At 59.1% G+C, this 12926-nt stretch carries 13 protein-coding genes; 6 read left to right on the top strand and 7 right to left on the bottom strand.

Going from position 1 to position 12926, the window contains the following annotated elements; genetic code table 11:
• Positions 1-3 precede the first annotated feature (3 nt).
• The 3 genes from GJR96_RS15785 to GJR96_RS15795 are packed head-to-tail and all read right to left on the bottom strand — an operon-like array spanning position 4 to position 2862.
• A complete protein-coding gene (locus GJR96_RS15785) occupies positions 4-1380 on the bottom strand; it encodes an MmgE/PrpD family protein (RefSeq protein ID WP_151164219.1) in 1377 nt (458 codons plus the stop codon).
• Between the two features lie 37 nt (positions 1381-1417).
• Complete coding sequence (locus GJR96_RS15790) at positions 1418-1861, bottom strand: universal stress protein (protein WP_151164221.1); 444 nt, start codon at positions 1859-1861, stop codon at positions 1418-1420.
• Positions 1858-2862, bottom strand: a complete 1005-nt coding sequence (locus GJR96_RS15795) for an aminopeptidase (RefSeq protein ID WP_151164223.1) — start codon at positions 2860-2862, stop codon at positions 1858-1860. Before GJR96_RS15795 ends, GJR96_RS15790 begins: the two co-directional genes overlap by 4 nt.
• Before the next feature lie 119 nt (positions 2863-2981).
• Here GJR96_RS15795 and GJR96_RS15800 point away from each other — a divergent pair, with 119 nt between their 5' ends.
• Complete coding sequence (locus tag GJR96_RS15800) at positions 2982-3350, top strand: nuclear transport factor 2 family protein (RefSeq protein ID WP_151164225.1); 369 nt, start codon at positions 2982-2984, stop codon at positions 3348-3350.
• Here the strand turns inward: GJR96_RS15800 and GJR96_RS15805 are convergent.
• The gene (locus GJR96_RS15805) at positions 3340-4518 is read right to left on the bottom strand and encodes an MFS transporter (RefSeq protein ID WP_151164227.1); all 1179 of its coding nucleotides are present in this window, start codon (positions 4516-4518) and stop codon (positions 3340-3342) included. The genes GJR96_RS15800 and GJR96_RS15805 overlap by 11 nt on opposite strands.
• A gap of 95 nt (positions 4519-4613) precedes the next feature.
• Between GJR96_RS15805 and nthB the strand changes: the two genes are divergently transcribed.
• Genes nthB through GJR96_RS15830 form a run of 5 tightly spaced genes read left to right on the top strand, consistent with a single transcriptional unit; the run spans position 4614 to position 7961 of the window.
• On the top strand, positions 4614-5288 hold the full coding sequence (nthB, locus tag GJR96_RS15810; protein WP_151164229.1) for a nitrile hydratase subunit beta: 675 nt from the start codon (positions 4614-4616) through the stop codon (positions 5286-5288).
• Positions 5289-5318: 30 nt separating this feature from the next.
• Positions 5319-6056 carry a nitrile hydratase subunit alpha gene (nthA, locus tag GJR96_RS15815; RefSeq protein WP_151164231.1) on the top strand — a complete coding sequence of 246 codons (738 nt, stop codon included), beginning with the start codon at positions 5319-5321 and terminating at the stop codon, positions 6054-6056.
• Positions 6053-6430, top strand: a complete 378-nt coding sequence (locus GJR96_RS15820; protein ID WP_151164233.1) for a nitrile hydratase accessory protein — start codon at positions 6053-6055, stop codon at positions 6428-6430. Before nthA ends, GJR96_RS15820 begins: the two co-directional genes overlap by 4 nt.
• Before the next feature lie 25 nt (positions 6431-6455).
• A complete protein-coding gene (locus tag GJR96_RS15825; RefSeq protein ID WP_151164236.1) occupies positions 6456-7250 on the top strand; it encodes an SDR family oxidoreductase in 795 nt (264 codons plus the stop codon).
• Positions 7251-7289: 39 nt separating this feature from the next.
• Complete coding sequence (locus GJR96_RS15830) at positions 7290-7961, top strand: thioredoxin family protein (RefSeq protein ID WP_151164239.1); 672 nt, start codon at positions 7290-7292, stop codon at positions 7959-7961.
• Here the strand turns inward: GJR96_RS15830 and GJR96_RS15835 are convergent.
• The 3 genes from GJR96_RS15835 to GJR96_RS15845 form a co-directional block, all read right to left on the bottom strand.
• Positions 7958-9475, bottom strand: a complete 1518-nt coding sequence (locus tag GJR96_RS15835; protein ID WP_151164242.1) for an amidase — start codon at positions 9473-9475, stop codon at positions 7958-7960. The two genes, GJR96_RS15830 and GJR96_RS15835, sit on opposite strands and share 4 nt — an antisense overlap.
• Before the next feature lie 50 nt (positions 9476-9525).
• Positions 9526-11076 (bottom strand): class I adenylate-forming enzyme family protein, encoded by a 1551-nt coding sequence (locus GJR96_RS15840; RefSeq protein WP_151164245.1) that lies wholly within the window; start codon positions 11074-11076, stop codon positions 9526-9528.
• An 80-nt stretch (positions 11077-11156) separates the two neighbouring features.
• Entirely contained in the window at positions 11157-12878 is a 1722-nt protein-coding gene (locus tag GJR96_RS15845) for a thiamine pyrophosphate-binding protein (protein WP_151164248.1), read from the bottom strand.
• Between the last annotated feature and the right edge of the window lie 48 nt (positions 12879-12926).

Below are 12926 nucleotides of genomic sequence, written 5' to 3' on the forward strand. Positions count from 1 at the left end.
TCGTTATGGTGTTTGTGTTGATAGGAGTGGGTCGACAACGTCGCTCACGTCCGCCGCATCTTCGATGGTCAAAACCGAGTCGAACGCCGACGGTGCTCGGTCTCCGAGTGTCTCTGCGGTACACTCGATGAACTTTTGTCGCAGTTCAGAGACCGATATCGGGTCTACAGGTGACCCGGGTCGTGCAGACTGAGACGCTGTCACTGACTCTCCACTGGATAGTTCGACGTGAACAGTCACTCCTGAGTCGTGATATGGTCGGGTCTCGTCGACTTCGAACCGGACCTTGTGACAAAGGTCCAGTACCAGTTCGTCATCGAGTGCGTCTCGCGTATACCCGGACAGCCCTCCAGACTCTCCGGCGAGCGCTCTCGCAACGGGATACCGAGTGGAGAACTTGGCCTCCTCAGGGGTCGATGGCACGTCGTACCGGAGGATGTCTTCGAGACGTTTCGGGCCAGAGAGCGTCGCGCGAGCGACGTCAGAAGCGACGAGTCCGTCTTCGACGAGCGCCTCCGCCGCTGCGACGCTCGTGTGGGCTGCCCCACAACACGCATACTTCTTGAAAATCACTCCATCGTCCACCAGTGCGAACGGCGAGCCGAGTTCGGGAAGCGAATCGATGTCTGGCGTGGTCGTCCCTGCGTAGAGGTCGAAGAATCCGTATTCGCCCGAGAGTGCATCAGATGCTGCTGTGACACCGGCCGCAGCAGAGAGGGCCGCCGAGAGTCCACCTCTCGCAGCAGTCCCTGCGTGTATCGGTTTCGTCCCGGACCCGAAGTTACGACGGACCCCTGCCGCCGCTGATGCGGCAGCACAGAGTGCGTGCTGTGTCTGTTCTGTGCCGAGTCTGAGGGCGCTCGCACCCGCTGCCGCCGCTCCGAAAACACCCAACGTCGACGTTGCATGCCATCCAGCATCGTAATGGGAGGGACGAATTGCTGCGCCAACGAAATTCATCGTCTCGAACCCCGCCACGTACGCACAGAGCGCTTCTTTCCCTGATACAGACCGGCCGAGTGCCTTCTCAGAAGAACACAGCGCGAGGAGTGCTGGGACGAGTACTGCACTCGTGTGTCCCGGAACGGCGACAGTGTAATCGTCGAAGTCGAGACTATGTGCCGCTGTCGCGTTGGCAAATGCGGCGTCTGTCGGCGAGGCGTACGCGTCGGTCCCCGCTAGTGGAGATGGACCACCACCACTTCGCTTTCGGACAGACCGAATCGTGAGCGGGCCGGCCCCTTCTTTCGTCCCTGCGAGCAGTACACCTAGTGTGTCGACGAAACACCGTGCAGCAGTCTGCATCGCGGTATCTGGAACAGCGGTGGGTTCGAGTTCAGAGACGAAGTGAGCGAGCCGCTCGGCTGGTGTCTCAGGCATACTCGGTAGACGTCAGAGGGAGTAAAAAGTCAGTATGTCAGTCGCGAAGAACGGTCACGACTGGACGGGTCGAGTTGAGGAGTACCGACTGGGTTGTGCTTCCGAAAAATGCCTTCCCTGTTGGTGAGCGTCTTCTGGCTCCGATGACGACGTAACGGGCGTCGACCGAATCGGCAGCACGGATGATTCTGTCTGCTGGGTCTCCGACGCGGCCCATTCCCGAGACACCGTCGAACGGCTCGTCGAGGGACTCTTTAGCAACTTGCTCGGCAAAGTCCGCTATCGAGTCCTCTTCTTGGATCACAGAGTAATCTTTGAACTCGTCGATAGTCTGGAGTTCTGCTTGGTGTTTTTCGAACTCCGATTCTGGTGCCACGTGAAGGACGACGAGTTCGTCGCCGTACGCAGACGCGAGGTCGTACCCCTGTCGGACGACTTCACTCGGGATGTTTTTTCCTGTCGTCGCTGCCAGAACCGTCATCGTTCTTCGACCTCCGAAGCACGTTCGAATACTAATTCGGTGTCGAGAGCGCCATCGCGCACGATGGTGACCCCGTCGACCTCGACTGTGGGATGGGCGAGGACGCCGTCGAGGTGGATAGAACTTCGAACAGTTCCTCCAATTCCCCGGTTATCTCCAACAGCGAAGTGGACGGACCCTTGGACCTTCTTGTCCTCAGCGAGGTTTCCGATGAACCTCGCATCCGGGTTCGTCCCGATGGCGAACTCGGCGATATTGCCCGCGTTCTCGTCTGCATTTTCGAGGATGTGCCTGAGTTCGTCGGCCTCGGCCCCCCCCGAGACGTCGGTGACGACTCCGTCAGTGACTGTGAGGGTAATCGGTGTCTCGAGTTGTCCGATGTTGTCCATCGACGCGTCGATGACGATTGTCCCGTTTGTCGTCCCCTCGGCAGGTGATGTCGGCGCTTCACCTGTTGGAATCGCCGCTGCTGCTCGCCCATCGTCGTAGAAACGGCCATCGAGTACATAGGACCCTCGACCGGTGAGGTCCATCGTGACGTCGGTCCCCGCTTTTGATGTCACACGCGCCGTGTTCGCCTCGCGGAGGACCGTGCTGACTGCGGTGGTGACCCGGGTCAACTCCTCGTAATCGGTGTTGATGCCTCCTTCGAGCATCATCTCGGTCGTCACACCACGGAGAATGTAGGTCCGGGTGCCGACTGTTGCGGACGCTTGTCGAGCATCTGAGTGGGTCAGTGCTTTGGTCGTCACCGCGAAGACGATGTCGGCCGCTTTCATCGCCTCTGCGATGGTTGCCGGTGGTTCGTTGCCGTGTGCTTCTGCACGAGGCATCACGGAAAGCACTGTCTGTCCACCTGCTGCCCGAGCAGCGACTGCAAGCGGCGTCGCGACGTCCATCATCTCTGCATCAGTCACGACCAACACTTCTTCGTCAGGCTCTACTTCGGCCATATCTTCGACGATTGTCCGCGAGATGGCACTCAGTTCGAATGCTAACATACGATAGTGACCGATTGCTGGGGGTTATATTAACTCTGCCTCCGGAACGCGGTTTGTAGGCCCCATGTATCAACTGTCAGACGATATGCTTAAGCCGAAATACGGGGTGTGTTAACACGATGTCATCGAGCAATCGAGACCCAGTAGAGATACTGCGAACGTACTGGCGCCACCTCGAGAACGACGAATTCGAAGAAGCAGCAAATCAGTTCTCAGAAGACGTCGTGTATCTCCATCCACCAGTAATCGAAGGCGTAACCGAAGCGATTGGTCGCGACGACCTCTTGGTGTTCTTTAGGGACACACGTGGACCACGAGACATATTCCACACAGTCGAACGGAAGGTTGTCGACGGTAACAAAGCCGGCGTGCTCGGTGTCTCTTCGGGAGACGACATCGATGGCGTCCACGCGTACGTCTGCTACCTCGAAGTCGAAGATGACAAAATCAAGTACTACTCGACCTGCAACCGGCAGGTCATCGTCTGACACCACGCCGTCGGAGGACCATAAACGTAGAGACGAGAAGGCTCCCCACCAAACAGAGGAGTAGTCCAGTGAAGGCTACGGTATAGTCGAACCGTTCTGCCACGATTCCGACGTAGGCCGGACCAAGACTCCCGACTCCGATGTACAGCATCCTCACCGCACCGTAGTCCCCCGCCCGCGTCTCTTCTGGGAGGACTGATAGTATCTGCGCACCGATGACTGGCCAGAACGACGCGAGCCCTGCGGCGAAGAGCGCGACTCCACCGAGCGTGGTCCACGGATGATTTGTGACGATGACGACGACGAGGCCGAGAGTGCAGACGAAGGCGGCACCTGCCGCGACAGTCCAATAGGTCAATCTGTCTCCGAGTCCACCAGCGACGGGATTGATGAGCATCCCCACTGCGAACAGCGTCGCAAATGCGTTCGTCGCACTGCTCGGTGAGAACCCCTTTTCGACGATGAGGTACGTTGGGAGGAACCCAGTCGTTGCCTGCCAGGTGAACGCGAAGAGCATCGAGGCGAGGAGGACCCATCTGATTTGTGTAATCGAAACGAGTCGACGCGCTGTGGTCCGAAGTTCAGGCGCGAGTAAACCGTATTGATAGGGGTCACCATGCCAACGATGAAGAAACGTGGCGACGACCAAGAGGGCTATTCCTGGGCCAACGAATGCAGAGCGCCACCCCCAATTCGCGACTGCGTACACACCTAACCCTGCAGCGACGACGCCTCCGAGGTTGAGAAACCCAGTATTGAGTCCGATTGCTCGCCCTCGGTGATTCTTGTAGAGGTCAGATATCTGTACGACTGCGGTGGGGAGATACAGTCCCGTCGCAGACCCCACGAGTGCGGTTCCGAGAACGAAGAACGCATAGGAAGGCGAGAGAGCCAACAAAACCGCCCCTCCGACAAGAAAGAGTGGACTTGCGACCAGCACTGTTTTTCGCGAAAACGTGTCGGCGAAGCGCCCGCCCGGAAACTGCAGCAGCGCACCCAACCCCCACATCACGGACAATGCGAGGCCGGCCTGTGCCGGCGAAATAGACAAGTCTTCGATAATGCTGGGGAGCATCGGCGCGAGGACGAGTCGGATGACCATACTCGCCATCGACCCGAAGACGATGACACCGAGAAGTCGGCGTCGATTGCTCTGAGAGGGGGTCACGGCATTCACACGAGAACCTCACCACGGCAGTACTTGATTGTGTGTATTGGTACGACAACCCGTACAGATATGCTGACAGCGTCCGCTAGTCGAGTATGGACGGCATTCACGACATGGGTGGGATGCACGGTTTCGGGGCTGTCCCAACGTCGGACGACGTGCAATTCCACGCGCAATGGGAGCGGGAAACCTACGCGATGATGAAACTACTCGGTATGCAAGGGCAATTCAATACCCATCAGATGCGTGCGACTGTTGAACGGATGGCCCCCAAAGTCTACCTCGAATCGACGTACTTCGAACGATGGCTCACTGGAATCGAGGACCGACTCCTCGAAGACGGTGTTCTCTCACAGGAAGAGCTTCGAGAGGCACACTCGACTGTGTCAGATGGCACGAAGACCCAGCGCAGTGACGACGACCTCGTCAGCCTCGTCCGAGAACGATTCTCCGCGGACGCGTTCTCGAACCAAACTGAAATCGACCCGCGCTTCGAGGAGGGTGACTCAGTCGTCGCGAAAAATTCCCACCCCTTCGGTCACACCCGTCTTCCCGGCTACGTTCGCCGCGCTCGGGGGTCCATCCGGAAGTATCTCGGCACCTTCCACCTGCCGGACGCTGCAGCAAGGGGTGACACGTCCGTCACAGAACCGATGTACTCGGTAGGGTTCGATGCGGCGGAGTTGTGGGGCGACGATGCCGAGGGGAACGGAACTATCTACATAGACCTGTTCGAGAGCTACCTCGAATCTCCTGAGAGCAACGATTAACCCCTGTGTCTCCGTATCTCTGTGCGTTCCATGACGAACGAAGGACCCAACGGCGAGAGTGACGTACCTCTTGGAGAGGAGTCAGGTGAGGAATCCCATTCACACTCCCCCGACCAGCGTGACGAACCTCACGACTCCCACGACCATTCTCACGACCACCACCACACACATCACCACTCGGCCGAAGGTGACCCGAACGACCCCAAAGAGCGAGCACGGGCGCTCCAGTCGTTACTCGTCGAGAAAGGCCTCGTCTCGACCGCAGCAGTCGACGAGGTCATCGCGAAGTACGAACACGACATCGGGCCGATGAACGGCGCACGGGTCGTCGCGAAGGCGTGGGTGGACCCGGAGTTCAAAGAGAGATTGCTGGCCGACGCGACCACCGCCATCGCGGACGAGTTCGACTTCGAATTAGGCGACCACCACACCGAAGTCGTCGAGAACACGAGTGAGGTCCACAACGTCATCGTCTGTACCCTCTGCTCGTGTTATCCGTGGTTCCTCCTCGGACTCCCCCCGTCGTGGTACAAGTCACCCGAGTATCGGTCTCGACTCGTCCGCGAACCACGTGCAGTCCTCTCTGAGTTCGGGCTAGACCTCTCCAAGTCGGTCGAAGTCGCCGTCTGGGACTCGACGTCTGACTTTCGGTACATGGTCTTGCCGGAACGCCCGGTGGGTACCGAGGACCTGAACGAGACGGAACTCGCCGAACTCGTCACTCGAGATTCGATGGTCGGTGTCGAAACCTTGGAGGCGCAGTCGTGAGTGAGACCTCGAAGCGAATCGAAGACCTCGTTTCGTCCGGAGCGATTCCCCGTCGGGGGGACGAACCGGTATTCGAAGAACCGTGGCAGGCACGAGCCTTTGGGCTCGTCCTTTCACTGTGTGACGACGGTGTCATCTCGTGGGACGCGTTCCAGCGTCAGTTGGTCGAGGAGATCGGTACCGCACCCAGTGATTCGAACGGCGAAGGTCCGAACCACGTCTACTACGAACATTGGCTGCGAGCGTTCGAGAAGTTGCTCGTCGATACCGATGTGTTGTCGGGTGTCGAACTCCGCGGACGTGCTGGTGAGTTTGCATCCGGTGACCGAGACGCATCAGAGTTCACACTCGACGAAGCGGGGAACGAACAGTGATATACTCGGTCTGTGTAGTGGTGACATGGACCTCGGAATTGCAGGTAACACAGCGGTAATTGCCGCTTCGTCCAGCGGACTTGGGAAGGCAACGGCTATTGTACTCGCACGTGAGGGAGCGAACGTCGTCGTCAACGGGCGAGACGAAGACCGACTCGACGATGCCGTGGAAGAAATCGAAGCAGTGGCACGAGGGTCGGTACTCGGTGTGGTGGGTGACCTGACCGAACGAACGGATATCCGAAACCTCGTCGACCGCACCGTCGAAGAGTTTGGCAGCATCGATCACCTCGTGACAAATACCGGTGGTCCCCGAGCGTGCCAGTTCTTCGACCTCACCGACGACGAATGGTACGATGGGTACGACCTGTTGACGATGAGTATGGTCTGGTTGGTCGAAGATTCGGTCGAGCACTTACGCGCTGATGGTGGCGGAACGATTGTCGCGATTACGTCGCGCTCTGCCAAAGAAGCGGCGACCAACAATGTCCTCTCGAGTGCAGTTCGGATGAGTGTTATCGGCCTCGCGAAGGTCCTCTCTCGCGAACTGGCACCCGCTGTTCGGGTCAACTCTGTCCTCCCCGGTGCACACGAGACGCCCCGCAACCGCGACCACATGAAACCGTATCTCGAAGCGGGTGTGTACGACTCGTTCGAGGAGGGGAAACAGGCATACATCGATTCGACGATTCCGATGGGGCGATACGGGCGGCCAGAAGAGGTTGGTGAGTTGGTCGCATTCTTGAGTTCGAAGCGAGCCGAATTCATCACTGGGACAGCAATTCAAATCGACGGCGGAGTGACCCACGCTACGTTTTAGGCGACAACCTGATAGGAGTCCCCTCCGTGTCGTACCTTGATGGACGTGACAGAGGTACTTATCAGACGAAACGTCATCGTCGACGGTGACGGCGCGGAGTTCGGTCTAAGCGATGAGTTCTCGGCTGCTGTCGACGCCGAAACGGAGCACTTGGCTTCTAACACTGAGACTGAGCGGGCCGACCTCGTCCGCGCTCGATGTGGTGTCGAGGAGTCGAGTATCGTTCTCGACCGCTGTGGCGACGACACGGAGCGGCTCGGACGATACCTCGCACTCTACGAACAGACTGCGGACATTCCGCTCGAAGACCGGCTAGGGCTGTTCGTGGGACTCGAGGCGGTCGCACGAGACCCGGCACCCGACTCGGGCGCACCCGAGTTGTTCCTCCCCGTTCACGCCGACCAACTCGCGTTCTACCTCTCGTCTGTTCGAAAAGCGGTCGTCTACGTCTGGCGTGACGACTGCCCGCCCTGCGAGACGGTTCGTTCGGACCTCGACACGCTCGTCACGGACCCGATCGCGTCGGTTGGGTTATTCGCTGTCTATGGGCCGGGCGACCCCGAAACACTGGCTGACCAGTACGACGTCCGCGGTGGGCCGACGCTCTTGTTCGTCGTCGATGGGAAGGTGGACATTCGGCTCCAAGGTGCGCAATACACGGATATCGTCGAAAAAGAACTCTCACATCTCGCAGACACCGAACTCGCTTAACTCCCGTTTGCGACGAGCGGCTCGACAGTCGCAGCGACTCCGAGGAGGTGTGCATCCTCGAACCGACGCCCGAATAGTTGGACACCAGTCGGCACACCTTCGATCGTTCCTGCGGGGAGCGACAACGCAGGTTGGCCCGAGACGTTCGCTGGAATCGTATTTCGTGCGAACGAGGTCACCGGTGACTCGACCGCCTCTCGCGTCGGTGCACGTCCGGGAGACGTCGGGAGAATGAGCGCATCGTACTCGTCTAACGGTGCTTCCATCGACGCTGTAATCGTCTTCGCGGCAGCGAGTGCTCGGACGTAGTGCCGCCCCCCGTGCGCGTCGAGGAGACGTGCTCCAGCGAGGAGGCGTGCACGGAGATGTGCGTTCACTTCGGCACTCATCGCCTCTCGTCTGCTCGTGAACGAGACGACGTAGTCGTGGTCGACATCTCCTCCACGTCGAAGCGGCGCGCCTCCCGCACGCCAGTGCGCAGCGAGTTCGACGAGGCTGTGGGCGAACTTCACGGGTTGGGCCTGTTCGAATCGGTCGATAGACACCGGTTCGACGGCGACTCCAGCATCTTCGAGTGCATCTGTCACGACGTCGAATCGGTCCTTGATCGGCGATTCGACAGACTGCGTCGCCGTCCCGTCTCCGACCCCTTCGACGACGAGTCCGAGTGAGACCTCTTCTGGACTTGGAGGTGATTCGACTGCAGTTGTACTTCCCCCGACTGCGTACTCGTCTCGTCCAGCGGCTTCCATGCTCGCGGGGTCGCGTGCTGACGGACCGGATATTGTATCCAGCAATTGTGCTGCTGTCGTCACTGTCTTCGTCATCGGACCGACGGTGTCGAGCGTGTACGTGTTCTCGACGACACCGTGGAGCGGCACGACACCGTAGGTTGGCTTTACCCCGACGACGCCACAGTACGATGCAGGTAATCGAATAGACCCCCCAGTGTCGGTTCCGAGTGCAGCATCGACGAGACCCGTCGCGACGGCGACAGCGCTCCCTCCCGACGACCCACCGGCAGACCGAGACGTATCGTACGGGTTCGTAATTTGCCCGAAGAACGAGACCCCACGACCGCTTCCGGCGAATTCGTCGAGGTTCGTCTTCGCCGTTATCGTCGCGCCGGCACGTCGCAACCGGTCGACGACTTCCGCGTCGAATCCGGGGATGTACCCCTGCATCGTCGCTGAACCGGACGTGAGCGGAACGCCGGCAACCGCGACGATATCTTTCACACCGACGGACATGCCACTGAGCACCCCGGAGTTCTCAGTAGTTGGCGGGACACGACACGTCGTCACCAGCGCATTGTGAGGGTCGTCCGTAGGTTCGTCCCACGAGCGGTCACCACTGTCCGCTTGCTTCGAAGGGACGGGAACCTCGTACACCTCCCTCAGCCCCCCAAGCTTTTCGTTCGTCATCGAGAGAATCTCATCGACTTCCGGGCCATCTACGTGAATGTGGTATCGGTCGGCAAGCTCGCGGAGCTCACTCTCGTCGAGTGTTCGCATGCGACAAGGTCAACTGCGGAGAGAATAGCTGTTTCGGCGGGGGACCGCCGTTAGGCTGTCTGGTAGGTTGCCCTCAACTTTTTGCCCGTCTCGTTGTGGTCCAACTCCTCGACGAGTTCGTACTCACGGGGGCGCTTGTACCGAGCGAGTGACGGGTGGTCGCGGCAGTAGGCTTCGAGTTCGTCTTCGATGGCTTCGGTTTCGACGCCGTTTCGGGGTGCGATTACTGCTTTGACGACCTGTCCCCACTCGTCGTCAGGTCGGCCAACGACAATCGCTTCAGAGACTTTCTCGTGGGACTCGAGGACTTCTTCGACTTCGACAGCCGAGACGAGTTCTCCACCACTGAGGATCATGTCGTCAGTCCTGCCTTTGATGATGAGGTACCTGTCTTCGTCGATGACGCCGATGTCGTGAGTGTAGTACCATCCATCGCGCACCCGTTCGTTGGTTGCCTCGGCGTTGCCAAAGTAACCGTGGTACAGTTGCGGACTCCGAATGATGACTTCTCCTTCTTCGCCAACTGGGACTTCTTCGCTTGGGGGGACGTCTCGCCCCGGTTCGTACGCGATTACGCGGACCTCGTTTCCGAGTGCGGCCTTCCCGACAGTCCCTGCTTTTCCAGGGAGGTCCTCGGGACGAAGAACGACGTTCGTCCCACCTTCGGACGACCCGTAGGCGTTGTACAGATTGGGAGTCACGTTCTCGATGACGTCTTTCGCGAGGGACTCGGTGAGGACGGCACCCGTCGCACGCCAACACTCGATTGTCGAGAAATCTCGGTCGGCACAGCCCGGGTCGTCCAGCACTCGCTTAAGCGTGGTCGGGACGCTCCGGACGTCGGTCACTCCGAACTCTTCGATGAGGTCAGGGATTCCCTCGGACGTGGGTTTTCGAACCAGAAGTAACTCTGCGCCGACGCTGACGACCGCTCTGAGAGTGCTGTCCATCCCTCCTCCGTGGAAGAATGGCAACAGTAAGAGGCAGACCGACTGGGGACTAAGTGAGTTGGCGATGATGCTCGTCACTGTTCGTTCTCGGCCACTTCGGACGGAGTGAGCGACTGCTTTTGGATTCCCAGTTGTCCCGCTGGTAAAGAACATGTAGGAGATATCTTCATCGTCGCGGAAGAACTCTGGTGGCGTCGTGCTGGGTGCAGAATCGAGCAGTTCGTCGAACCGAACGGCATCGTCGTCATCGCCGCCAACGGTCACGAGACGCATTCCACCACGTAACTCGTCGATAGCCGGCCGGAGGGCCTCTCTCGTGGCTGTGTCGTATACCACGGCCGACGGATTTACCGTCGAAATGGCGTGAGTAAAATCCTCGGTTGCGAATCGGTAGTTCAGCGCGACCGGAACGAAGCCACCTTTGTGACACCCGTACATCGCGATAGGGAATTCGAACGTGTTGTAGAGCGCGAGCGCAACTCGGTCGCCTTGGCGGATGCCTAACGACGAGAGCGCATTTGCAAACTGGTTCGCTCGCTCGTCGAGGGCTTCGTACGAGAGGGTCTCACCGGTATCGACTGCTCGGAGTGCGATCGAATCGGGCCGCCATTTTGCACTCTGCTCGAGGTAGCTCCGCTGAAGTGGTAGCATACATCATATCGAGGTATAGCAAACAGCATAATACTTGCGTCAGGACAGCGGAAAGTCCACCCCGACGGTTCACTGTCGATTCATAGCTCCGCAACGTTGACGTCGACGACGGTCGGCCCGTCGGTTTGGACTGCTTCTGCAAGTGTATCGCGGAGACTGTCTCTATCGTCGATACGGAATCCCGCAACCCCAAAGCTCTCCGCGTTCGAGACGTAGTCTACCGACGGTGTCAGGCCTGCCCATTCGAAGTCGAAATCAGCCTCGTCGCCACCGAGCATGTTCATCGAGTTCTTCTTCAAGATTCGATAGCTTCCGTTGTTGAAAACCACGATGGTCACGTTGAGGTCGTACCGTGCGGCTGAGAAGAGTGCGTGTGGATAGTAGAGGAACGACCCGTCACCGATTAGTCCAACGACAGGTCGGTGGTCATCGTCAGCAGCCGCGACTGCGAGTGCAGCGCCGAGTGCCGCGGGGAGACCATACCCTAAGCCCCCGCCCTTATTCGACACTCGTTGGTTTGGTTGGAGTGGCCACCGCGAGAGAAGTGGACCTTTTGCTGTCACACTCTCGTCGACGAGATACGCGTCGGGGGCAAGTTCACGGAGTACTTCGACGACTGCCCCTACACGGACGTTGGTGTGTGCACTGGTATCTAACGTCACCTGTGTGTCCGGTATCTCTTCCGGCGGACTGACGTCTCGTTTCATCGCTGTTGCGTCTGCCTTGGCACGCGCCGTCCGCGCTTCGTGGACTGACTCTTCGAGTTCCGACTCGACGCGTTCGGAGAGTTCACTGAGGACGAGTTTCGGGTCACCGAGTATCGAGGCGTCGGCAGGTTCGTTCTTCCCGAGTTGCCACGCATCTTCGCTCACGTGGACGAATTTGGTCTCTGGGGATACGAGCGGGGCCTCGTGCCGGACTGCAGTCGTATTCGTCGAGCAGCCGACGAGCACGACCGTGTCGGTGTCGAGAGCCGCTGCAACCTCCGCTTCGTTAGTGGAGAGGTACCCTGCCCATGCCGGATGGTCGGCCGGAAAGTTGACTTCACACGACAGAATCTCTCCGTGGACGCGTGCTCCCGACGCCTCGGCGAATGCAATCGCTTCTTCGCTGGCGGCGGCCTGACTGACACCGTCTCCAAAGACCACAACCGGGTCCGTCGCTTCGACGAGAATCTGTGTTGCCCGGTCGACGTCAGCAGGCGAGCCTGTTCCCGGGGTTGGAACCGACCCAAGCCGTTCGACAGTCGCGTCTGTCGATGCGAGCATCACGTCGAGGGGAAGAGAGAGGAAGACCGGTCCTGTAGGTGGGGTGAGTGCGACACGGAATGCACGTCTGAGCATCGTCGGCATCGAGTCCACGTGTCGCACCTCTGCGGACCACTTGACGACCGACTCTGCGAGTGGTGGCAGTTCTCCGTGAAGGATTGGCTCTTCGTGACGGAAATCGGTACTGTGTGCCCCTGCAGTCACCACGAGTGGGACGTTGCCCGCCTTTGCGGCGTACACGTTTCCCAGTCCGTGCAGCAGGCCCGGTGCCAAGTGGAGGTTCACTACCCCAATCGGTAGCTCTCCCCCGTCCTCTCGGAACGAATGGTACCGAGATTTCGCGTATCCTGCGGCCATTCCGACTGCGACGTCTTCGTGAAGTGCCAACACGTACTCCACGTTGCTATTGGTCACAGAGTTCATCAGTGGGAGTTCTGTCGTTCCCGGGTTCCCGAAGAGAGCCGACACCCCGTAGGAGTCTAGTATCTCCACGAATAGGTCTGCACCACTTCGACGGTGAGTAGCACTGCTCATTGTCTATGTGATACTCTGTCAGGGTAGTATTTAACATGAGTCGGTGGG

The organism is Haloferax litoreum (assembly GCF_009674605.1).
In the GTDB taxonomy this organism is placed as follows: domain Archaea; phylum Halobacteriota; class Halobacteria; order Halobacteriales; family Haloferacaceae; genus Haloferax; species Haloferax litoreum.